18 protein-coding genes and 1 pseudogene are annotated in these 20,497 nt (G+C 68.4%); 9 read left to right on the top strand and 10 right to left on the bottom strand.

Going from position 1 to position 20,497, the window contains the following annotated elements; all coding sequences use genetic code 11:
- Nucleotides 1-84 precede the first annotated feature (84 nt).
- Together AB0K73_RS00190 and AB0K73_RS00195 are read right to left on the bottom strand one after the other, a co-directional pair.
- The gene (locus tag AB0K73_RS00190) at nucleotides 85-519 is read right to left on the bottom strand and encodes a DUF4190 domain-containing protein (RefSeq protein WP_360511207.1); all 435 of its coding nucleotides are present in this window, start codon (nucleotides 517-519) and stop codon (nucleotides 85-87) included.
- 117 nt (nucleotides 520-636) lie between these two features.
- The gene (locus AB0K73_RS00195) at nucleotides 637-1,785 is read right to left on the bottom strand and encodes a hypothetical protein (RefSeq protein WP_360511206.1); all 1,149 of its coding nucleotides are present in this window, start codon (nucleotides 1,783-1,785) and stop codon (nucleotides 637-639) included.
- Nucleotides 1,786-2,079: 294 nt separating this feature from the next.
- Between AB0K73_RS00195 and AB0K73_RS00200 the strand changes: the two genes are divergently transcribed.
- Entirely contained in the window at nucleotides 2,080-3,876 is a 1,797-nt protein-coding gene (locus AB0K73_RS00200; RefSeq protein WP_360511205.1) for an acyl-CoA dehydrogenase, read from the top strand.
- Between the two features lie 75 nt (nucleotides 3,877-3,951).
- On the opposite strand, the gene AB0K73_RS00205 is transcribed toward AB0K73_RS00200, so the two are convergent.
- The 6 genes from AB0K73_RS00205 to AB0K73_RS00230 form a co-directional block, all read right to left on the bottom strand.
- Nucleotides 3,952-4,587 carry a PadR family transcriptional regulator gene (locus AB0K73_RS00205; protein WP_360511204.1) on the bottom strand — a complete coding sequence of 212 codons (636 nt, stop codon included), beginning with the start codon at nucleotides 4,585-4,587 and terminating at the stop codon, nucleotides 3,952-3,954.
- A gap of 80 nt (nucleotides 4,588-4,667) precedes the next feature.
- On the bottom strand, nucleotides 4,668-6,098 hold the full coding sequence (locus tag AB0K73_RS00210) for an aminomethyl transferase family protein (protein WP_360511203.1): 1,431 nt from the start codon (nucleotides 6,096-6,098) through the stop codon (nucleotides 4,668-4,670).
- Between the two features lie 80 nt (nucleotides 6,099-6,178).
- On the bottom strand, nucleotides 6,179-7,051 hold the full coding sequence (gene purU / locus AB0K73_RS00215) for a formyltetrahydrofolate deformylase (protein ID WP_360511202.1): 873 nt from the start codon (nucleotides 7,049-7,051) through the stop codon (nucleotides 6,179-6,181).
- 10 nt (nucleotides 7,052-7,061) lie between these two features.
- On the bottom strand, nucleotides 7,062-7,868 hold the full coding sequence (locus tag AB0K73_RS00220; protein WP_360511323.1) for a methylenetetrahydrofolate reductase: 807 nt from the start codon (nucleotides 7,866-7,868) through the stop codon (nucleotides 7,062-7,064).
- 219 nt (nucleotides 7,869-8,087) lie between these two features.
- A complete protein-coding gene (locus tag AB0K73_RS00225) occupies nucleotides 8,088-8,621 on the bottom strand; it encodes a MarR family winged helix-turn-helix transcriptional regulator (RefSeq protein ID WP_360511201.1) in 534 nt (177 codons plus the stop codon).
- A 112-nt stretch (nucleotides 8,622-8,733) separates the two neighbouring features.
- The gene (locus AB0K73_RS00230; protein ID WP_360511200.1) at nucleotides 8,734-10,221 is read right to left on the bottom strand and encodes an aldehyde dehydrogenase family protein; all 1,488 of its coding nucleotides are present in this window, start codon (nucleotides 10,219-10,221) and stop codon (nucleotides 8,734-8,736) included.
- Between the two features lie 237 nt (nucleotides 10,222-10,458).
- Here AB0K73_RS00230 and AB0K73_RS00235 point away from each other — a divergent pair, with 237 nt between their 5' ends.
- The 8 genes from AB0K73_RS00235 (at nucleotide 10,459) to AB0K73_RS00270 (ending at nucleotide 18,796) form a co-directional block, all read left to right on the top strand.
- Entirely contained in the window at nucleotides 10,459-11,337 is an 879-nt protein-coding gene (locus AB0K73_RS00235; RefSeq protein WP_360511199.1) for a transketolase, read from the top strand.
- Nucleotides 11,337-12,302 (top strand): transketolase C-terminal domain-containing protein, encoded by a 966-nt coding sequence (locus tag AB0K73_RS00240; RefSeq protein WP_360511198.1) that lies wholly within the window; start codon nucleotides 11,337-11,339, stop codon nucleotides 12,300-12,302. The genes AB0K73_RS00235 and AB0K73_RS00240 overlap by 1 nt, the downstream gene beginning before the upstream one ends.
- A 30-nt stretch (nucleotides 12,303-12,332) precedes the next feature.
- A complete protein-coding gene (locus tag AB0K73_RS00245; RefSeq protein ID WP_360511197.1) occupies nucleotides 12,333-13,400 on the top strand; it encodes an alcohol dehydrogenase catalytic domain-containing protein in 1,068 nt (355 codons plus the stop codon).
- Nucleotides 13,397-14,932: a sugar ABC transporter ATP-binding protein gene (locus tag AB0K73_RS00250; protein WP_360511196.1), complete on the top strand. Its 1,536-nt coding sequence runs from the start codon at nucleotides 13,397-13,399 to the stop codon at nucleotides 14,930-14,932. The genes AB0K73_RS00245 and AB0K73_RS00250 overlap by 4 nt, the downstream gene beginning before the upstream one ends.
- Nucleotides 14,916-15,911 carry an ABC transporter permease gene (locus AB0K73_RS00255; protein ID WP_360511195.1) on the top strand — a complete coding sequence of 332 codons (996 nt, stop codon included), beginning with the start codon at nucleotides 14,916-14,918 and terminating at the stop codon, nucleotides 15,909-15,911. Before AB0K73_RS00250 ends, AB0K73_RS00255 begins: the two co-directional genes overlap by 17 nt.
- Nucleotides 15,912-16,015: 104 nt before the next feature.
- On the top strand, nucleotides 16,016-17,017 hold the full coding sequence (locus AB0K73_RS00260; RefSeq protein WP_360511194.1) for a sugar ABC transporter substrate-binding protein: 1,002 nt from the start codon (nucleotides 16,016-16,018) through the stop codon (nucleotides 17,015-17,017).
- 98 nt (nucleotides 17,018-17,115) lie between these two features.
- The gene (locus AB0K73_RS00265) at nucleotides 17,116-17,898 is read left to right on the top strand and encodes an SDR family NAD(P)-dependent oxidoreductase (RefSeq protein WP_360511193.1); all 783 of its coding nucleotides are present in this window, start codon (nucleotides 17,116-17,118) and stop codon (nucleotides 17,896-17,898) included.
- A gap of 16 nt (nucleotides 17,899-17,914) precedes the next feature.
- Nucleotides 17,915-18,796, top strand: a complete 882-nt coding sequence (locus tag AB0K73_RS00270; RefSeq protein WP_364774738.1) for a sugar phosphate isomerase/epimerase family protein — start codon at nucleotides 17,915-17,917, stop codon at nucleotides 18,794-18,796.
- On the opposite strand, the pseudogene AB0K73_RS00275 reads toward AB0K73_RS00270, so the two are convergent.
- Both AB0K73_RS00275 and AB0K73_RS00280 read right to left on the bottom strand, forming a co-directional pair.
- A pseudogene (locus AB0K73_RS00275) lies at nucleotides 18,793-19,152 on the bottom strand (Rid family hydrolase); the annotation flags it as partial. The gene AB0K73_RS00270 and the pseudogene AB0K73_RS00275 overlap by 4 nt on opposite strands.
- 24 nt (nucleotides 19,153-19,176) lie before the next feature.
- Complete coding sequence (locus AB0K73_RS00280) at nucleotides 19,177-20,457, bottom strand: MFS transporter (RefSeq protein ID WP_360511191.1); 1,281 nt, start codon at nucleotides 20,455-20,457, stop codon at nucleotides 19,177-19,179.
- Nucleotides 20,458-20,497 lie beyond the last annotated feature (40 nt).

The following is a 20,497-nucleotide window of genomic DNA, read 5'->3' on the forward strand; positions in this document are numbered from 1 at the left end:
CTCGACGGATGCTTCTACTCATGCGTCGAACAGGGAGCGGCCAGATCGACACCGGCGGCGGGAAGGTCTCAGCTCTCGCCCCCACTACCAGATCGTGCCGGCGCCCAGGAAGATCGAGAAGAACGCGAGCGCACCGAGCACGAGGCCGACGACCGACATGGCGAGTCCCCGACCGCCGTTCGCGTTCGCCCGCACGATGCCGAGGATGCCGAACACGATGGCGAGGACGTCGGGCACCCCGCCGACGAACAGACCGACGAAGAACGGGATCCACGTCGTCAGGAAGCCCCAGATGCCGAGCACGAGCGCGGCGATGGCGAACCCGTTCGAGCCCGCGCCGGCGCCCAGGCCGACCGCCGCCCCGAACGGCTGCGCGACGGGTGCGGCGTATCCCGCCGGCATCTGGTCGTAGTACACGCCCCAGTTCACGCCATCCCACCAGCGATAACGGTTCGTCGCAGGCTCGAGGTGCCAGCCTGCGGCCACGGCGGGACGATACGGGTTCTGCTGGGAGGTCATTCGGGGGGCCTCTCGGGGCGAGGGCCAGCGCGGAGGGCGCGCGGCGGAAACGAGACGGGTCGGCCACAGGCTATCGCTGCGGAGACCGCGGCCGCACGGACCCGGTGAATCCCGCGATCAGTCGGCGCCGAGCGCCTGCCGCGCGATCCGGTACTTCTCCACGAGGCGGAGCTGCATGTCGTAGTCGAGGCGACGCAGCCGCCACCGCGCGGTGTTGTCGTCGATGTCGGCGAGCTTCACGCGACGCGCGACCGGGCTGCGGCGAATGCGCGCGTAGTACTCGTCGTCGGAGACCTCCGGCGTCCGCGTGAGCAACTGCACGACCTCGAGGATCGGCGGCGTCACACCGGCCTCGAACAGCTCCTGCGCGGTGACGGGCGACTCCTCGAGCACGTCATGCAGCCACGCCGCCGCGGCCTCGACGGTCTCGGTGACCGGATCGAACCGCTCGGCGATACGCCCCGGGTGGTCGATGTAGGGCGCACCGCTCCGGTCGAGCCGGCCACGGTGGGCGATGAACGCGATGCCCTTCGCGAGCGAGACCTGCTCGATCGCCTCGGTCGCCGACGTCACCCCGTCGACGCCCGGTGCCGCTTGCTCCTCGACGGCGCGCTCGTTCTGCTCCACCGTGTCACTCGTCGTCGCCGTCATCTCCGCCTCGAACTCCTTCATCATCGAATCCTCGTCGACGGATGCCTCCGCGTCATCGCGATCGCCCTCCGGCGTCGACTCGGTCACTTCGTCTTCGGTCACTTCGTCTTCGGTCATGTCGTCATCCGTCCCATCTCCGTCTGCCGAAGCATCCGTCTCCGCGACATCCGTCACCGCGGCATCCGCCACCTCTGCGATCGGATCCCGCCCCCGCACCGGACGCACGAACTGCAGCTCGGCCTCGAGCTCGCCCACCTCGCGCTCGTCAAGCTCCAGCAGCGAGCGGGCTCCGCCCTCACTTCGCTGCACGAACGAATCCTCGTCGACCTCGGCGAGCCGCTCGCCGTCGCGGGTCGCGAAGTAGCGTCGTCGCCCGGCATCCGTCACCGCGACGATGACCTCGTCGAAGTCCCCGCTCGGCTCGAGGCAGCACAGGTAGTACCGCACGCGATCCTGCACCGGATGCCGCGGCCCCTCGACGGGCGGAACCTCCAGCGGCAGCGCGTGTGCGCCGGCCGAGCCCGACACGCCGTCTCCGCGCTCGGCCCGACGCTCCAACTCCGCCGAGGGCGCACCGAAGCCGGTCGGGTGCTCATCGGGGGGTGGGTGGTTCAACCGGGCTCCAAGGTGCGGGGGGCGCATCCGATGCTACGGCGACACCCGCCGATCGAGGCGTCACACCGCCGCCGTACCCGAAAACAGGGCGGAACGTCGAGAACAGGCCGATCTTGCATGCTTCCGGATCCGCACGGTGCCGTCGACCTGTTTTCGTGAGCGGATGTCGCGGGCTCCGGGACATCCGCCGCCCTTGTGGGAAGGCACAAAGGGCGCGTGGGAAGTGCCTGATCGGGTCGTCGAATCGGCACACATGGCCACGTCCCCGAGAGGCCTCGGAGTTACGCTGCCGCTATGACCGAATTCCGTCCGCCTGTTGCTGATCTGACCTATGCGCTGAAGCACGTCGTCGGCTACGACGACATCGCCCGGCTGCCGGGCTTCGAGCACGCCGACTTCGACACCGTTTCCGACATCATCGAAGAGGTCGGCAACTTCATGGCCGACGTCGTGGCGCCCACGAACCGCGCCGGCGACCTCGAGGGCGCCCGCCTGAACCCCGACGGCACTGTGACCACGGCCACGGGCTTCAAGGAGGCGTACTCCGCCTACGTCGATGCCGGCTGGGGCTCGGTGCCGCTGCCCGAGGAGTATGGCGGCGGCGGATTCCCCCGCACCGTCGGTCTCGCCCTCCAGGAGCTCGCGGCCACCGCGAACATGGCGTTCGCCCTCGCGCCGCTGCTCACGCAGGGCGCCATCGAGGCGCTCCTCAACTACGGCACCGACGAGCAGAAGCAGGCCTGGCTGCCGAAGATGGTGACCGGTGAGTGGGCCGGCACGATGAACCTGACCGAGCCGCACGCCGGCTCCGACGTGGGCGCGCTGACCACGAAGGCCGTGAAGCGTCCCGACGGCAGCTACGGCATCACCGGCCAGAAGATCTTCATCACCTTCGGCGACCACGACCTCAGCGAGCAGATCGTGCACCTCGTGCTCGCCCGCACGCCCGGCGCGCCGGCCGGCACGAAGGGCATCTCGATCTTCATCGTGCCGAAGTACCTCGTGAACGAGGACGGCTCGCTCGGGGAGCGCAACGGTGTGAAGACCGTGGGCGTCGAGCACAAGATGGGCATCCACGGATCGCCCACCTGCGTGCTGTCGTACGAGGACGCGACCGGCTACCTCATCGGCGAAGAGAACATCGGCATGCGCATCATGTTCGTCATGATGAACAGCGCCCGGCTCTCGGTCGGCATGCAGGGCCTCGCCGTCGCCGAGCGCGCCTACCAGCAGTCGCTCGACTACGCACGGGAGCGCATCCAGGGTCGCGCGATCGGCGCCACCGAGGACTCCCCCATCATCGACTTCCCCGACGTGCGCCGCATGCTCATGACGCAGAAGTCGTACATCGCCGCGATGCGTCGCATGATGCTGCTGAACGCCGCCTACGTCGACATCTCGACGCATCACCCCGATGCCGCGACTCGCGCTCGTGCCAACGAGATCGTGGGTCTCCTCACCCCCATCTGCAAGGCGTTCGGCACCGACCTCGGCAACGAGCTCACGTCGCTCGCGCTGCAGATCCACGGCGGAATGGGCTTCATCGAGGAGACCGGCGTCGCCCAGCATTACCGCGACGTTCGCATCGCCGCGATCTACGAGGGCACCAATGGCATCCAGGCCGCGGACCTCGTCGGACGCAAGCTGCCGGTGCGCGACGGCGCCTCGGCGCTCGAGTTCATCGCCACGATGCGTGAGCTCGACGGCGAGCTGGAGGCGGCCGGCGAGGAGTTCGCGTCGATCCGCGCGCAGCTGAAGACGCAGCTCGGCACGCTCGAGCAGACGACGGTGTGGATGCTCCGCACCGGCGCGACCGACCCGAACGCGATGCTCTCCGGGTCGACGCCGTACCTGCGCATCTGGGGCCTCGTGCTCGGCGGATGGCTCATGGCGAAGTCGGCGCTCGCGGCACGCGGGCTCGACGATGACCCGATCGCGGAGTCGCAGCTGCCGCTGGCCCGGTTCTACGCCGAGCAGCTGCTGCCGCAGGCGGCCGGACTGGTCGGGGCGACGATGGCCGGAACCCGCGACCTGTTCGCGCTCGACGCCGATGCGCTCGCGGATGCCGCTCGTCGCGGGGCTCGCGTCTGAGCTGACTGCGGTCGCACTCGTTCGTTCCCGCCGCTGAGGACCCCCAGTCCTCGCCGGCGGGAACGACTGGTTCTGCTAGTCGGCCGACGACCCCGATGAGGCCGCCCGCGCAGCGCTCCACGAGCCGTCGGAGGCTGAGAGCGCGTCGACGAGCTCGAGTCCGCGCTCGGCCCACCCGATCTCGCCGCGCGCGCGCTCGACGAGGCCCTCGTACGCGAAGCGCTTGAACGCGATGGTGCGCTCGTGGTCCTCGGGGGGCATCGCCGCGAGTCGCCGGATGAGCATGGGGTTGTCGATGGCGTCGATGCGACGCAGCTCCCCTTCCCACTGCTCGAGCTCGCTCTCCCATGCCGCGATGTGCGCCCGGAGGAACTCGCGCGCAGCCGCGGGCGTCGTCGCCTCGAGGTAGGCCGCCTTCAGGTGTGCGGGGTCGCGCACGCGCGAGTAGTCGAGCGGAGCCGCCATCCAACCGAGGAACGACTGCTCACCGGCATCCGTCACGTGATAGACGCGCCGGGTGCCGCGCTCGCCGCGCACCTGCTCCTCGCCCTCGATGAGCCCCGCGATCTCCATCTTGCGAAGCTCGGGGTAGATCTGCGAGTCGGGCGCATGCCAGACATGCCCGACCGACAGGGAGAACTGCTTCTGCAGGTCGTAGCCCGAGAGGGGCCCCACGCGCAGCAGCGCCAGCAGGGCGTTACGCAGGCTCATGTGCAAGCTCCTCGAGGGCGGGGGATGGTCGAGAGGGGCCAGGGCCGAGCCCTGACCCCCTCGAGCTTCAGGGTACCAACCTAGACCTGGGCGGCCTCGGGCTGGTCCTGGTAGCCGGTGCGCCATCCGCCCTGGTACGTGGCGCGCGCGACGGTCGAGTACGGCACGGGGCTGACGACGGCACGCACCTCGGTCTGCTCGTGCGGCTCCACCGACGCCTTCGACGTGCCGCCGTTCGGCTCGCCCCAGACGACCTTGAGCTCGGTGCCCTCGGGCACGTTCGCGTCGACCGTCGCAAGCGACAGGCCGCGGCGCTCGTTCGCGCTGTACCCGGTGAACATCGAGAATCCGACGACGGTTCCGTCGGCGTCGACGACCGCGTCGTAGTTCGCCGATCCGTAGTTCGCGAGCGGCAGGTCGAAGAACTTGTAGTTCGGCCCGTCGACGTCCAGCAGCGACGTGAACACCTTGCCGAGGTCCTCGGCGTCCCACGCGAGGGTGACCTTCTTGCGCTGCGACGCCTGGTCGACCTTCTCGAGCGCGTCGCGTCCGATGAAGTCGTGGTCGAACTTCACGAACGAGCCGTAGCCGAGCTCCCACGGGGTGAGGTAGTAGTCCTCGATGTTGTCCGACACGAAGGATCCGGCCAGGGTGCCGGTCGCCTCGTAGCCGTCGGCGGGGAGCCATTCGCGGTACGCGCGCTCCTCCTCACCGGTGTAGATGGCCGGCAGCGGCGACGGGATCCAGCCCGACTCGAGCGTGTTCGACGGGTACGCGCGCGAACCCACCGGCACGAGACCGAACTCGGCGCCCGCCTCGACGATCGCGTCGCGGATGCGGTGGTGGTCGGCGTAGGGGCCCCAGATCTCGAGGCCCGGCGCGCCGGCCATGCCGTGACGCAGCGTGCGCACGGTGGTGCCGTCGATCGTCATGGTCGACATGTTGAAGAACTTCAGCTGCTCCAGCGGTCCGCCGTTGAGCTTCTCGATGACCTGCCACGCGTTCGGGCCCTGGATCTGGAAGCGGTAGTACTTGCGGCTGACCTCGTCGCCGTAGGGGCGCGAGGGCGAACGGCGGTCGACGGTGATGTCGAGGTTCTGGTAGCCGCCGGTCTCGCCGTGGAAGAGCAGCCAGTTGGCCGCCGGCGCACGGCCGACGTACACGTACTCGTCCTCGGCCTCACGGAAGAGGATGCCGTCGCCGATGACGTGTCCCGACGCGGTGGTGGGAACGTACTGCTTCGCCTTGTCGACCGGGAAGTTCGCGACCGAGTTGATGGCGGTCGCCTCGATCAGCTTGATGGCGTCGGACCCCTTGAGGAACAGGTTGTCCATGTGGTGGGACTGGTCGTAGAGCACGGCGGTCTCACGCCACGCCTTCTGCTCCTTGATCCAGTTCTGGAAATCGGCCGGCACGACCGGGTAGATGTACGAGCCGATCTGCGAGTTGCGGAGCAGGTCGACGGCGCCGTTCGAGGCGTCGAGGACTTCCTGCAGATTCTTGGGTGCCACGGTGTGAACCTCTCTGTTCTTGCTTCTTGCTGGGTTTTCGGTTTCGTTCGCCGGATGCCTCGGGCTGAGACATCCGCGGTTCAGAAGACGATGGTGTGGTTGCCGTGTCGGATGACGCGGTCTTGGGCATGCCACTCGACGGCACGCGAGAGCACCGCCCGCTCGACGTACGCGCCGCGAGCGGCGAGATCAGCCGCCGAATGCGCGTGCGTCACCCGGGCGACGTCCTGCTCGATGATGGGCCCCTCGTCGAGGTCCTTCGTCACGTAGTGCGAGGTCGCGCCGATCAGCTTCACGCCACGCTCCCTGGCCTTCTTGTACGGTGCGGCACCGATGAAGGCGGGAAGGAACGAGTGGTGGATGTTGATGATCGGCACGCCGACCTCCTCGAGGAAGGTGTCGGAGAGGATCTGCATGTACCGGGCCAGCACGACGAAGTCGACGTTGCCCTTGAGCAGCTTCACGATCTCGGCCTCGGCTTCCGACTTGTCGGGGCCCTGCGAGGGGATATGGAAGAACGGGATCCCGAACGAGCGCACGTCTTCGGCCGAGTTGGTGTGGTTCGAGATGACCATGGGAATGGTCACCGGAAGCTCACCTCGCCGGTGCCGCCAGAGCAGCTCGAGCAGGCAGTGATCCGACGTCGACGCCAGGATCGCCATGCGCTTCGGGATGGACTGGTCGGTGAGCGTCCACTCCATCCCGAGCGGCTTCAACGTCTTCTCGAGGTCGGCCTCGATGTCGGGCGCGGCAACCGCGAAGTCGGCGCGGTGGAACACCACCCGCTGGAAGAAGGCACCGCCGCTCGGGTCGTCGGTGTACTGGTCGAGCGTGATGATGTTGCCCTTGTTGCGCGTGACGAGCGCCGCGACGGCCGCGACGATGCCGGGGCGGTCGGGCCCGTGCACGATCAGGCAGGCCTGATCCCTGCGCGGTTGCACATGCAGCGTCATGACCGGCCCCTCACGACTGGCTGGCGCGGAACTCGCCCGCCCACTTCGAGGTCGCGAGCAGGCCGCCGAACGTGTAGAAGTGCAGGCCGACGCGACCCGAGGCCGGGTTCTCCGCGAGGAGCGCGGCGAGGTCGTTGACGAATCGGTCGGGTCCGGCGGTGCCCATGAGGTTCGTGAGCGAGAAGCCGTACTTCTTCACGATCATCGCGTTCGCGCCCACGCCGAAGCGGCGGGCGAAGGCCAGGAGCCGCTTGATGCCGGCGGGTCCCGGCGTGCCGACGCGGATCTGCGTGTCGATGCCCTTGGCGCGCACCTGGTTGATCCAGTTGATGACCGGCTCGGTGTCGAACGCGAACTGCGTCAGGATGACGGCCTCGAGGCCCTGCTCCTTGAGCGCAGCAGACTTGGCCTCGAGGTGCTGCCAGAGCACGTCGTTCGAGATGTCGGGGTGACCCTCGGGGTAACCCGCGATCGACACCTCGCGCACGCCGTACTTCTGCAGCACACCGCTCTGGATCACCGACAGCGAGTCGGGGTAGGGGCCTTCGGGCGTGGCCGGGTCGCCGCCGACGGCGAACACGTGCTCGGTCGCTCCGACCTCCTGCAGGGCGGCGAGGAACTCCTCGAGCTGCTCCTGCGATTCCAGCCGGCGCGCGGAGATGTGCGGAACGGGCACGAACCCGAGCTCGCGCACCGCCTTCGCCGCGGCCACGCGCATCTCGAGGTCCTCGTTGCCGAGGAACGTCACGTTGATCTTCGTGCCGGCCGGGATGGTGTCTTTCGCTTCGATGAGCCCGGGAACGTCCTTGCCGGTCATCTCCAGCGAGAAGTCGTTCACGAGTTCGAGCGATGCCGCGCGATTGGGTGCGGGTGTGGTTCTGGTCACTGATCGAGGTCCTTTCCAGGTTCAGCGGGCGCCTCGTTGCGCGCTTGCACCAAGCTTACCTATGTGGATAGGGAATGTCCATAGGTACCGCCGACGTTTTCCGCTGTATGGAAGGGTCGCTTCGTGACGCCGCGTCGGGCCATCATCGCCTCAGTCGGCGGCCTCTGCGTGCCATCCGTTCTCGAGCACCTGCAGCTCGCGGGTCTTCTCGAGCATCCGCCGAAGCAGGCTGTTGAGCCGGTCGATGTCATCGGGGGCGAGGTCGGACACGATGATCTCGTGCCCGCGCATGGAGATGGGCAGCATCCGTCCGTGCATCTCCGCACCCGCCGCGGTCAGGTACATCGGTCGGGAGCCCCGCGGTCCGTCGACGAGCAGCACCAGGCTGTGGTCGACGAGCTTGGTGACGGCCTTCGAGATCACGGCCTTGTTGAGACCGAGGAACTCCGCGAGTTCGGTCGCCGAGGCGCCGGGCCGGATGGCGAGCGCGGAGATGATGCGCCAGTCGTTCGTGCCGAAGCCGAAGCGCCGGCGCAGTTCGTGCGACTCGCGCCAGACGAGGGCATTCGAGAGGAGCGCCAGCAGGCGTGGCGTGAAGTTGTCGGGGTCGATGATCTCGGGCAACGGCTCCGTCACCGCCTCGGGCGGCACAGCCGCACGCGCCCGCTGCTCGGTGTCGGTCATGACGTTCCCTTCGTACCGCCGCGGCATCGGCTGACCACGGCTCATCTTCGAGTGTCCCAGACGCAGGGGATCCGGCCCCGCGTGCGAGGCCGGATCCCCTGTCGGTCCATCGTCAGTGCGCCATGGCGGCGAGTGCCTCGGGATCGATGGTCGCGATCGAGCGGGTGTCCTGGAAGGCGCGAATGCCCTCGATGCCCTGCTCGCGACCCATGCCCGACTGCTTCATGCCGCCGAACGGCGCGCGCAGGTCGAGGCGGGTGGCGCCGTGGTCGTTCACCCAGACGTAGCCGCACGCGAGTCGCGAACCGATCCGCTCCGCCGTGGCGGGGTCGGCGGTCCAGACGCTGCCGCAGAGGCCGCTCCACGTGTCGTTCGCGGCGGCGACCGCCTCCTCCTCGCTGTCGAACGGGATGATCGGGATGACCGGGCCGAATTGCTCCTGGGTCACGACGCGCAGCTGCGGGTCGGGATCGATCACGAGCGCGGGACGGAGGAAGTTGCCTCCGGCGAGGTCGCCGCTCGGCAGCTCGCCGTACTCGCGCACATCGGCGCCGGCATCCTTCGCCTCCTGGATGATCTCCTCGACGAACGCCTTCTGCGCCGACTGGTGCAGCGGGCCCATGGTCGTGCCCTCGTCGAGCCCGTAACCGAGGACGACCTTCTCGAGCCGCGACTCCAGGCCGGCGACGAGCTCGTCCATGCGTGAACGGTGCACGTAGACGCGCTTGGCGTTCATGCAGATCTGCCCGGTCGTGTCGTAGATCGCCGAGAACAGCCGGTCGAGGTGCGTGTCGTCGATGACGGCGTCCTCGGTGAAGATCGCCGCGTCGTTGCCGCCGAGTTCGAGCGTCACGCGCGTCAGCGTCTTGGACGCCATCTCCATCATCCGCTTGCCGCCGTTGACGCTGCCGGTGAAGCAGACTTTGGCGATGTCGGGATTCTGGATCAGCGCGCCCATGTTCTCGTCGCGTCCCGTCACGACGTTGAGGACGCCGGGCGGGAGCTTCTCGGCCACGCGCTGCACGATGCGCGTCGTCGCGAGCGGCGTCGTGGGCGGCGGCTTCACGATCGCCGTGTTGCCCGCGAGGAGCGCGTGCGGAAGCGACGCGCCGAGGATCGCGATCGGCCAGTTGAACGGCACGATCACGGTGACCACGCCGAGCGGCTGATACGCCACCTCGGTCGTCACGGGAATGTGCCCTGGGACGACGGGAAGGGTCTTGCCCGTGTCCACCTCGTCGGCGATCATCAGCGCGAGGTTCCAGCGGATCTCGAAGACGAGCGCGTCGATGAAGCTCTCGAAACGGATCTTGCCGTTCTCCTGCGACAGGATCGCGGCATCCGTGTCCCGCTCGTCGGCGATGCCCGCGATGGCCTCGGCCATCAGTGCCGCCCGCTCGGTCGCGCTCATCGCGGACCATGCGGGGAAGGCGGCCTTCGCGGCCGCGACGGCGTCGGTCACGTCCTGCGGGGACGCCGAAGCCGCTTCACCCACGATCACGCCGGGCTTGCCCGGATCCGCGACCTTCAGCGTCTCGGCGGTCTGTCGGGCCTCGCCCCCGATGAACAGTCCGGTGCGGACGCCTGCTCGGGTACTCATTGTGTCGGTCATTCCGTACACCCACCTCTCTGTGTGTGCCTGATCCGGATGCCGGTAGCAGCCGGGTACGACAGTAAACGAGTTTACGTGCATTCTTGTTTACTTGTAAATGGGTTCGTGCTAACGTCACTCGCAATCGCCCCGAGCATTGACGGGTCGACCGCAGAACGAGCGTCGATGACGACACGAGTACGAAGCCATCGACCCTCGGCGCGTGAATCAACGAGGAGGCATGCGATGGCCCGACAGACCCTGAGGTCCAGAGAAGACCGACCGAGCGTCGAAGAGCTGGAGGACCTGGCGTTCGAGCTTCGGTCGAAGCTCCTGCACCTGTGCGGCACGTACGAGGGGGCCGTGCATATCGGCGGCGACCTGTCGGCGGCCGATATCTTCACCGCCCTCTTCCAGTACGGCCTGGACGTCGATCCTTCCGACATCCGGAACCCGGAGCGCGACCGATTCGTGCTCAGCAAGGGCCACGCAGCGGTCTGCATGTACATCGCCATGGCGATCCGCGGCTTCTTCAGCTACGACGGCATCGTCGAGACGTACGGCCAGCTCGACAGTGCGTACGGCATGCACCCGTGCAAGGTGCAGCTGCCCGGCGTCGAGGCTTCCACCGGTTCGCTCGGCCACGGCCTTCCCCTCGCCGTCGGCATGGCCCTCGGCGCCCGGCACCGCGGTGAGGACCACCGCGTGGTCTGCCTCCTGGGCGACGGCGAGACCGGCGAGGGGTCGGTGTGGGAGGCCGCCATGGCGGCGCGCAGCAACGAGCTCGGCAACCTCGTCGCGTTCATCGACCGTAACCGCCAGCTGATGACGAGCTTCGCCGAGGAGCGGGTCGTGTTCGAGCCCTACCCCGACAAGTGGCGCGCGTTCGGCTGGAACGTCATCGAGACCGACGGCCACGACATGTCGCAGCTGGTCGCCGCGATCGACGCACTGCCGGCGACGGACTCCGACCGCCCGACCGTCGTCATCGCCGAGACGATCAAGGGCAAGGGCGTCGATTTCATGGAGCACAACCTGGCCTGGCACGCCGGATCCCTCGGCGCCGCCGACCTCGAGCGCGCGATGGCCTCGCTCGAAGCCAACCGGAAGAAGGAGACGGTCTGATGCCGGTCACGTTCACGTTCGGAGAGATGCTGTCGGCTCGCTCCGTCATCGGCACCACGCTCGCCGAACTCGGCGAGGAGCACGAGAACCTGTGGGTGCTGACGCCCGACATCGGTGCGACGCTCGTGGAGTTCCGCGACAAGTATCCCGATCGCTTCCTCGATGTCGGCCTCGCCGAGCAGGTCTGCGTGGGCATCGCTGCGGGACTCGCCTACGACGGCAACATCCCGGTCGTCTCGGGCATGCTCCCGTTCCTCAGCATGCGGGCCCTCGAGCAGGTGCGTACGGATGTCTGCTACCCCAACCTCCCCGTGAAGATCATCGGCACGCACGGTGGTCTCGTCGGCAACGGCGGCTCCACCCACTACGCGGTCGAGGACCTCGCGCTCATGTGCGCGCTCACCAACATGACGGTCACCTCGATCGGCGACCCGCTCATGGTGGGCGAGATCATCCGGCAGTCGATGACCATGCCCGGCCCGATCTACATCCGCCTCGCCGTCGGCAAGAAGGACATGGTGCTCTACGAGCCCGGCGAGCACGAGGTGCGCATCGGCAAGGGCATCGTCGCTCGCGAGGGAACGGATGCCACGATCTTCACGCACGGCACCACCGTCGCCCAGGCGCTGCAGGCCGCCGACACGCTCGCCGAGGACGGGCGGTCGGTGCGAGTCGTGGACATGTTCACGCTGAAGCCCATCGACGAGGAGCTCATCGTGCGCAGCGCCGAGGAGACCGGCGGCCGGTTCGTCGTTCTGGAGGACCACCTCGCCTACGGCGGCCTCGCCACTCGGATCGCGGACGTGCTGGCCGACCGCGGCGTGCACCTCGCCGCCTTCGAACGCCTCGGCATCCCGCAGGTGTATGCCGGCTTCGGCGAGGACGAGGAACTGCGCGACAAGTACGGCTACGGCCTCGACGCCACCATCGCGGCGACCCGTCGGGTCATCGCGGCCCAACCCTGACCCTCGTCATCGAGCTCAACGGAGAGACGCATGAGAACAGTCGCCGTCACGAAGATCGGCAGCCTCCGCGACCCCGATGAGGACGCGCGCGGCCGGATCGGCGTGGTCGACTTCCCCGACCAGCCCCTCGGGCCCGAGGACGTGCGCGTCCGCGTCGCCTACGCGGCCATCTGCGGATCCGACCCCCACCTGGCCGAGGGATACTTCGGCACCGACGTGCCGATCGGCCTCGGTCACGAGGTCTCGGGCGTGATCGAGGCGCTCGGCGACGCCGCGACCCGCAACGGGCTGCAGGTCGGCGACCGCGTCGCGGGGAACTTCCTTCGCTTCTGCGGCACGTGCGGCCCCTGCCGGGAGGGCAAGCAGCAGTTCTGCGAGCACATCCAGGAGTACAACCGGCCGGGCATGGCCGAGACGGTCACCTGGCACGAGTCGCAGGTCTACCGGCTGCCCGACGAGGTGTCGCTCCTGAAGGGATGCCTCCTCGAACCCACCTCGGTGGCCGTGCGCATCGCCGACAAGACGAACATCAAGGTCGGCGACCGCGTCGCGATCTGCGGTGGGGGCCCGATCGGGCAGCTCGCCCTGCAGGTCATGCGGATGTACGGCGCCACCTCGCTGACGATGATCGAGCCGATCGAGGACCGGCGCGAGATGGCGCTGCGTCACGGCGCGGAGTTCGCGATCGACCCGGTCGCCGAAAACCAGGATGCCCGGGCCACCGAGATCACGGGCGGCAGAGGGTACGACGTCGTGATCGACGCATCCGGTTCCACCCGCGCGGTTCACGGGCTGCTCGACCTCGCGGCCAAGGGCGGCACCGTCGTCTACGGGGCGATGTACCCGGCCGACTTCGAGATGCCGCTCAACCTCTCTGATCACCTGTACCTCAAGGAGCTCACGCTCACCGGCGTCTTCATCTCGCCGTACGCCTTCCCCCGCGCCCTGCAGGTGCTGCCGCACCTCGAGGTCGACGAACTGACTCGGGCCGTGTTCGACCTCGAGGACGCCGTGCAGGCGTTCGCCGCGCACGTGAGCGGGGAGCATCCGAAGGTCGTCATCCGCTGCAACGACCTCGACGAGGGGGGTGCCTCATGACGGCGACCGACCAGACCGGCACGATGACTCCGGCGCTCGAAGCGCGCGACATCGTCAAGCGCTTCGACGGGGTCCACGCACTGAACGGTGCGCAACTGTCGGTTCGGCCCGGGGAGATCCACGCGCTGCTCGGCGAGAACGGCGCCGGTAAGTCGACCCTGATCAAGGTCCTCACCGGCGTCTACCCTCCGGACGCCGGAACCCTCTGGAGGAACGGCGAAGAGGTCGAGTTCCACAACGTGCGCGTGGCCAACCGCGCTGGAATCGTCGCGTTGTACCAGGAACTGTCCATCGTCCCGACGATCAGCGTCGCCGAGAACATCCTCCTCGGCGAGCAGATCCCCTCCCGCGGCGGCGTCGTGCAGTGGCGGGCCCTGCGTCGTCGCGCTCGGGAACAGCTCGACCGTCTCCATCAGCGGATCTCGCTGAGCAGGCTCGCCGGCGAGCTGTCGCCGGTGCAGCAGACCATGGTGGCCTTCGCGCGCGCGCTGGCCACCGACGCTCGCGTCCTCATCCTCGACGAACCGACCGCGTCGCTGACGGACACGGAGATCACCGAGCTGTTCAGCGTGCTCCGAAGCCTGCGGGACGAAGGCGTCGCGATCCTCTACGTGTCGCATCGTCTCGAGGAGGTGTTCGAGCTCTGCGACCGCCTCACCGTCATGCGCAACGGCGAGACCATCGTCACGAAGGATGTCGCCGACTCGCACATCGACGAGGTGATCTCCAGCATGGTCGGTCGCTCCGCCGGGGAGCTGTACCCCGACCGGACGACGGTCACCGACGAGGTCGCCCTCACCGTGGCCGATCTCGACGGTCGGCGAGTCAAGGACGTCTCGTTCACCGCGCACAAGGGCGAGGTGCTCGGCATCGGAGGCCTGGCCGGCTCCGGCCGTAGTGAGCTGCTGCGCATCCTCTCAGGAGCTCAGAAGCATATCGCCGGGACCATCCGGGTGGGCGACAAGACGCTTCCGCATTCACCGGGTGTGGGTCGGGCACTGGATGCCGGGATCGCCCTCGTTCCCGAAGAACGTCGCACGCAGGGCGTGATCCTGGGATCGACGATCCGCGACAACATCGCCCTGGCGAACATCCCGGCCGTCAGCTCGTTCGGCGTGGTCGACGGCGCGCGCATCTCCGACATCGTCCACAAGGGCATGGCCGACCTGAAGATCAAGGCGCGAAGTCAGCGGCAGCCGGTGGGCGAGCTCTCCGGCGGCAACCAGCAGAAGGTCGTGCTCGCCAAGATGCTGGCCCGGAAGCCGAAGATCCTGCTCATGGACGAACCGACGCGAGGCATCGACGTCGGCACCAAGGCGGAGATCTACCGCCTGATCCGCGAGCTCGCGGCCGGCGGCACGACCGTGATCGCCGTCAGCTCCGAGCTCCCCGAGCTCATTGGCATGAGCGACCGCGTGCTCATCATGCACGAAGGACGGATCTCGGGCGAGGTTCGCGCCGACGAGGCCGACGAAGAAGTTCTGCTGGCGTACTGCTACGGAAAGGCTGATTCAGATGACCACGACGCGTAACCCCGGGCTGGAGGATCCAACAGACGTCCGAGCCATCCCTCGCCGGTCGATGGGGCAGACGCTCCTGGCCTCCGGCACGGTGATGGCCCTCGTCGTCCTGATCATCTTCTTCTTCGCGATGCGCCCCGATGTCTTCCTCGGCTTCACCAACGTGCGGAACATCCTGTACCAGGTGGCCATCCTGGCGATCATCTCCGGAGCTCAGACGATCGTCATGGTCGTCGGTGACTTCGACCTGTCGGTGGCGGCGACGTCGGCTCTCGCCGGCGCGGTGGCATCGTCCATGATGCTGGGCGGCACCCCCGTCCCCGTCGCGATCCTCGTCGGACTCGCCGTCGGACTCCTCGTCGGCCTCGTGAACGGCGTGCTCGTCGCCTACCTCAACCTGTCCGCGTTCGTGGCCACCCTGGCAACCCTCACCTCCGTGACCGGGCTCGCGTTCCTCGTGACCGAGGGGACGACCCTGTTCAAGATGCCGGCCGAGTTCAACAACCTCGGCCAGGGGCGGTTCCTGCAGATCCCGCTTCCGGTGTTCATCGCCACCGCCATCTCGCTGATCCTCTGGGCACTCCTCAGGTACACGACCCTCGGTCGCCGTTGGTACGCCACCGGCGGCAACGCCGAGGTCTCGCGGCTCTCGGGCGTGAACGTGCGACTCGCCCGACTCCTGGCGTTCACGGTGGCGGGCCTGGTCTCCGCCATCGGCGGAATCCTGCTCGCGGCACGACTCGGCAGCGCGAGCGCGGTGCAGGGTGAGGACAACCTCCTGTTCTCGGTCGCCGCCGTGTTCCTCGGAATGACCGTCGTCCGGTCGGGCGCTGCGAACATCGTCGGAACCCTGGTGGGCGTCGCGATCATCGGCGTCATGAGCAACGGCCTGAACATCCTCGGCGTCAACTCATATGTCCAACAGGTGGTCACCGGGTTGATCATCATCGCCGCGGTGACGCTGTCATCGCTCAAGACGCGCGAGCGATAGCGGCCCCCACGAACGCCTGGGCGGCGTCGAACCCGCCCAGTCCATCCGAATAACGCACTCACGACAACGCAATCACACAACGCAATCACAACAAGGGAGTTATCATGCGAAACACATTCAGGGCGACGGTGGTGCTCGCCGCGGCTGCAGCTCTTGCATTGACCGGATGCTCGACCGGCGGCGGAGGAGGCGGCGGGGACGCGGGCGGGGGCGGCGGCGACGAGCCGTTCCGGGTCATCGCGTTCACCTCGGGCAACCAGACGCCGATCGGCGCGTGGTGGGTCAAGGCCGTCGAGGCGAAGGCGGACGAACTCGGCTGGGATCTGACCATGATCCAGGGCGACTTCGACTTCCAGAAGATGAATCCCGCCGTCGAGAGCGCGATCGGCCAGGGTGCCGACGCCATCTTCAACGGCTACACGGATGAGGCGTCGATCCAGTCGATCGTCACGGCTGCACGGGACGCCGAGATCCCGATGTTCGCGATGGACGCGGGGACCGAGCCGACCGACGCGTACGTCTACAACGTCACGACCGACCAGCAGGGCATCGTCGACCAGACGGTCGGAGCGCTCGACGAGGCGCTCGGCGGCCTGGACGGCAAGACGGTGATGGTCATCGGGCACGACCCGCACGCGGGAATCCGGATGCGTTCCGGCCTCGCGGTGGAGGCGCTGGAGGAGGCCGGTGCCACCATCGCCGGCGGCGACATGCAGAAGGTCCAGTCGCCGGCGACCGGACGTACGGAGACGCTGTCCTTCGTCGCCGACTTCATGTCGGCGAATCCCGGCGCGCTCGATGGCGTGTGGGCCGGCTGGGACGACGCGGCCCTCGGCGCCGCGCAGGCGATCACCGAAGCCGGTGAGGCGGGCAAGGTGACCGGCGTCGACGCCGTGAGCGAGGCCCTTGCGCAGATCCAGGCCGGCGGTTCGATGCTGGCGACCGTCGAGCAGCCCTGGCCGGCCATCCTCGACCAGGTGATCGAGGCCATGGTGGCCTACCAGGAGGACGGCACGCTCCCCGATGAGAACTTCGAGGCGGCCGAGACCACGTTGGTCACCACCGAGAACGCGGCGGAGATCACTCCGTCGGACAAGTTGGAGTAGCCCGAGTCGAGTCCGCTCGCTGTGGGGCGGGGCGCTCCCGCCCCACAGCACCGACCGTCAACCTCAGACCGACCGTCACCTCAGAAGGAAGTCATCTCATGCGTTTGGAAGGCAAAGTCGCGCTCATCACCGGGGGCGCCAGCGGCATCGGGCGGGCGACCGTCGAGAAGTTCGTGCGCGAGGGCGCGAAGGTCCTCATCGTCGACATCAACCTCGACAGCGCTGAGAAGGCGGTTGCCGAGATCGAGGAGTCGGGCTTCGAGGGGGCAACGGTCGCCGCACAGGCGGACGTCTCGGTCTACGCCGAGGTCGAGGCCGCGGTGCAGCGTGCCGTCGACGCGTTCGGCAAGCTCGACGTGATCTTCAACAATGCGGGCATCGCTGGCGGCAAACCCCTGCTCGAGCACGACCCCGCCGTCGATTACGAGCCCATGATCCGGGTCGACCAGGACGGGGTGTACTACGGCATCCTCGCCGCCGGGCGCCAGTTCCGTGCCCAAGGCACCCCCGGTGTGATCATCAGCACGTCATCGATCTACGGCGAGCAGGCCGCCGAGCTCGCGTTCACGTACAGCGCGGCCAAGGCTGCGGTCATCTCGTTCACCCGGTCGGCCGCCTACGAGCTCGCGGAGTACGGCATCCGAGCCGTCGCCATCACGCCCGGCCGTGTGGGCACGGCGATCATCAACCAGTTCAGCGACGAGCTGAAGGCGACCTTCGCGTCGGAGCAGCTGCGCAACACGATGACCGCTCCTTCGGAGATCGCCGACGTCGTCGCATTCCTCGCTTCGGATGAAGCGAACGCGATCAACGGCACGGTGGTGCACGTCGACGACGGCTACTCCGTGTTCAAGCAGCGCCTCGACCTGCCCGTCTTCTGACGCTGAGGACACCTCGATGAATGCCGATCTCGACGTCGCCTGTCATCTCAACGTCCTGGTGGCGGATGCCGCACCCGAGCGCCTCGGAACGGCGCTCGACGCCCTCGCGGCCGCCGGGTACCGACGCGTCGTGCTGCCGCCGCTCGATCCCGAGACCGCGGATGCCGCGGCGTTGGCCCGGGCGTTCGCCGACCGGGGCCTCGCCCCCATCACGATCGCCGGGCAGATGCCCACGGCGGACGTCTCGTCGTCCGACGCGGCGGTGCGAGCCGACGGTGCCGCGATGCTCCGCGCCGCCCTCGATCTCACGGTCGCGCTCGGCGGCGACCAGATGAACGGCGTGCCCTACGGCCCGTTCGGCGGCCCGACGGCGCCGGTCGGGCGCGACGCGTTCGAGCGTGCCGCCATCGAGGTCGGGCGCATCGCCGACGAAGCCCACGAGCGGGGCGTCACCATGACGTTCGAGGTACTCAACCGGTACGAGACCGCGGTCGTCAACACCGCCGCGCAAGCGATGGACTTCGTCGCCGCCAGCGGCTCCGATCACCTGCGGATCCACCTCGACACCTTCCACATGGCCGTCGAGGAAGCCGATCTCGCCGCGGCCATCCGAACCGCCTTGCCCAAGCTCGGGTACCTCGAGCTCGGTCAGTCGGGGCGGGGCGCGCTCTCGTCCGGAGTGGTCGACGTCGTCGACGTGGTGCGTCAGGCACTCGACGACGGCTACCGGGGCCGGTGGGGCGTCGAGGCCTTCTCGCGTTCCGTGCTCCCCGCGCCGGTCGCCGACATGCTCGCCATCTGGCGCGAGCCGTACGACGACGGCCTCGAGCTCGCCGCCGACGCGCTCCGCGTGATCGACGCGGGCCGGAAGGCAAGCACGGCGGGCCGCGCCGCGTAGCCGAGCACGGTGACTCCCATCAGCGTGCTCGGCACGTCGTGCTCGCCGAATGCGTCGCGCACCACCTGCCAGACGGCATGGAGATCGGTTCGATCAGACGACGCGACCAGCACACGGGTGCTGATGACGTCCCCGATCGTCGCACCGGCCGCGGCGAGTGCCCGCGTCATCGTCTCGACGCAGATCCCCGCTTGACCGGCGTAGTCACCGACGGCGGCCGTCGTGCCGTCGTCATCGAGCGGGCATGCGCCAGCCAGGAAGATGAGGCGCGCATCCTTCGGGGCCGTCGCCGCGTACGCATACTCGGCGGCGGAGGAAAGGGTCGACGCGCGAATCAGTTCCACAGAAGTCGGCATACACCGATCTTGGCATTCACGTGATCACCCGATGCTGTCGGGAGTCCTGTCCTCGCCCGCCACGGGTTGCGCCGCGGACTCGGCGTGCCGGTCGCGCCCGACGAAGACGCCCACGATGGCCTGCGCGACGAGCGTGAACACGACGAGGAGGAGCGGCACGAGCCATCCGCCGGTCAGGGTCAGCAGCCCGCCGAACGCGACCGGACCGACCGCCGCGATCGCGTAGCCGCCCGACTGCGCCATGCCCGAGAGCCGGCCGGCGGCGACGGCCGAACGGGCGCGCAGGCTGAACAGGGTGAAGGTCATCGAGAGCGAGGCGCCGCTTCCGAGCCCGGACACGATGGCCCAGGTGAGGATGAGATCTGGCATGGTGATCAGCCCGGCGACGCCGACGATGCCGAGCAGCGGGATGAGCGCGGGCGTCCACCGGGCGAGGCGGGGCGCGCGGAGCAGGAACGGCACGACGAGCGACCCGATGAGCGAGCAGATCTGCAGCACCATCACGTCGATGCCGGCGACGACCTCGGAGCGGCCGAGCGTGAGTGCGAACGGCGCCAGCCAGGTGATGAGCATGTAGAACCACATCGCCTGGAGACCCATGTAGGCGAGCACCAGCCACGCGACGGGGTCCCCCCACATGCCGGCGCGGCCGGAGACGGGCTCGGACTGGTCGGGCGGTCCCGGGTCTCGTTCGCGCTGCCGATCGGCGGCGCCGCGCCGTGTGATGAGGTGCGCGCCCCAGGCGGCGATCGCCAGCGTGACGAGCGACCCCGACCACACGAGCGCCCAGCGCCATCCGAGCTCGTCACCGTCGACGACGATGTGGGAGATCGGCACGACCACACCCGACGCGAGGGCGCCGGTGCCGGCGAGGAACGCCGTGAACAGCCCCGTCATGCCGGCGACCCGATCGGGGAAGTCCCGCCTGATCACAGCGGGCAGCAAGACGTTCACGACGGCGAGGGATGCCCCGATCAGCACGGTGCCGACCCACAGGTTGGCCGGGGATCCGGGCAGCGACCGCCACACGGTGCCTGCCGCGAGCGCGACGAGCGACCACAGCACGGTCTGCGACATCCCGAGCCTCGTGCTCATGCCGTGCGCGATCGGCGAGAACACGGCGAACGCGATCAGCGGGATCGCGGCGAGCAGGCCGAGCGCCGCCTCGGTGGTGCCGAGGTCCTCGGCGATCTGGGCGAGGAGCGGCCCGACGCCCGCGATCGAGGCGCGCAGGTTCGCCGCGATGATGAGCACCGCGACGGCAAGGAGGAGGCGCGGATGCCGCACCGCTGACGGTGCCGGCATCCGCGCCTCCCTGCGCTCGATCGGGTTGTCGATCTGGTGC

The organism is Agromyces sp. NPDC052230, assembly GCF_040679595.1.
Lineage (GTDB): Bacteria > Actinomycetota > Actinomycetes > Actinomycetales > Microbacteriaceae > Agromyces.

What these genes read in the sequence shown, in the direction of transcription:
- AB0K73_RS00260 (WP_360511194.1), top strand. Translation starts at nt 16,016, where the DNA reads ATGCGAAACACATTCAGGGCGACGGTGGTGCTCGCCGCGGCTGCAGCT.
- AB0K73_RS00205 (WP_360511204.1), bottom strand. Translation starts at nt 4,587, where the DNA reads ATGAGCCTGCGTAACGCCCTGCTGGCGCTGCTGCGCGTGGGGCCCCTC.
- AB0K73_RS00280 (WP_360511191.1), bottom strand. Translation starts at nt 20,457, where the DNA reads ATGCCGGCACCGTCAGCGGTGCGGCATCCGCGCCTCCTCCTTGCCGTC.
- AB0K73_RS00225 (WP_360511201.1), bottom strand. Translation starts at nt 8,621, where the DNA reads ATGACCGACACCGAGCAGCGGGCGCGTGCGGCTGTGCCGCCCGAGGCG.
- AB0K73_RS00245 (WP_360511197.1), top strand. Translation starts at nt 12,333, where the DNA reads ATGAGAACAGTCGCCGTCACGAAGATCGGCAGCCTCCGCGACCCCGAT.
- AB0K73_RS00190 (WP_360511207.1), bottom strand. Translation starts at nt 519, where the DNA reads ATGACCTCCCAGCAGAACCCGTATCGTCCCGCCGTGGCCGCAGGCTGG.
- AB0K73_RS00240 (WP_360511198.1), top strand. Translation starts at nt 11,337, where the DNA reads ATGCCGGTCACGTTCACGTTCGGAGAGATGCTGTCGGCTCGCTCCGTC.
- AB0K73_RS00270 (WP_364774738.1), top strand. Translation starts at nt 17,915, where the DNA reads ATGAATGCCGATCTCGACGTCGCCTGTCATCTCAACGTCCTGGTGGCG.
- AB0K73_RS00265 (WP_360511193.1), top strand. Translation starts at nt 17,116, where the DNA reads ATGCGTTTGGAAGGCAAAGTCGCGCTCATCACCGGGGGCGCCAGCGGC.
- AB0K73_RS00200 (WP_360511205.1), top strand. Translation starts at nt 2,080, where the DNA reads ATGACCGAATTCCGTCCGCCTGTTGCTGATCTGACCTATGCGCTGAAG.
- AB0K73_RS00250 (WP_360511196.1), top strand. Translation starts at nt 13,397, where the DNA reads ATGACGGCGACCGACCAGACCGGCACGATGACTCCGGCGCTCGAAGCG.
- AB0K73_RS00255 (WP_360511195.1), top strand. Translation starts at nt 14,916, where the DNA reads ATGACCACGACGCGTAACCCCGGGCTGGAGGATCCAACAGACGTCCGA.
- purU (WP_360511202.1), bottom strand. Translation starts at nt 7,051, where the DNA reads ATGACGCTGCATGTGCAACCGCGCAGGGATCAGGCCTGCCTGATCGTG.
- AB0K73_RS00220 (WP_360511323.1), bottom strand. Translation starts at nt 7,868, where the DNA reads ATGACCGGCAAGGACGTTCCCGGGCTCATCGAAGCGAAAGACACCATC.
- AB0K73_RS00230 (WP_360511200.1), bottom strand. Translation starts at nt 10,221, where the DNA reads ATGAGTACCCGAGCAGGCGTCCGCACCGGACTGTTCATCGGGGGCGAG.
- AB0K73_RS00235 (WP_360511199.1), top strand. Translation starts at nt 10,459, where the DNA reads ATGGCCCGACAGACCCTGAGGTCCAGAGAAGACCGACCGAGCGTCGAA.